Here is a 544-nt window from a genome sequence, read left to right as displayed (position 1 = left end):
CCAGATGATCGCGGCCAGGATCGCCGCGAGCAGGGCGTCCATGACGGTGTCCATGCCGCCGATGTCCGCGGCGTCGGTGCCGAGCGCCCCGGACTGGGTGAGCAGGGGCAGTCCGACGAGTACGGAGATCGCGAGCGCGCGGCCGACCCAGGCGGCGGCGATCGTGCCGCTCATCGGCTTGCCGGTGATCTTCCAGACGACTGCCCTGAGCATCCGGCCGCCGTCCAGGGGCAGGCCGGGGAGCAGGTTGAACGCGGCGACGATCAGGTTCGAGATCATCAGGCCGGCCAGCAGGACGCCCGGGACGGTGCCCGGCTCGACGGCCTGCAGGGCGAGGTAGAAGAGGCCGCTGAGGATCAGCGAGAGCAGCGGGCCGACGAAGGCGAGGACGAACTCGCGGCCGGGCGTCTCGGACTCCTTCTCGATCTCCGAGACACCGCCGAAGAACTGCAGCTGGATACGGCGCACCGGCAGTCCGAAGCGCAGGGCGGCGACCGTGTGGGCCAGTTCGTGGACGAGTACGGAGGCGTAGAAGGCGACCGCG

The 544-nt window shown here is 70.6% G+C and carries 1 protein-coding gene; it reads right to left on the bottom strand.

The features are described 5' to 3' along the window. On the bottom strand, positions 1-544 hold a 544-nt coding region (locus tag AOK17_RS53250; protein WP_245697878.1), incomplete at both ends, for a site-2 protease family protein.

The sequence above is a fragment of the Streptomyces phaeochromogenes genome (assembly GCF_001418655.1).
GTDB classification, from domain to species: Bacteria; Actinomycetota; Actinomycetes; order Streptomycetales; family Streptomycetaceae; genus Streptomyces; species Streptomyces phaeochromogenes.
This window is presented reverse-complemented; position numbering and strand designations above follow the sequence as displayed.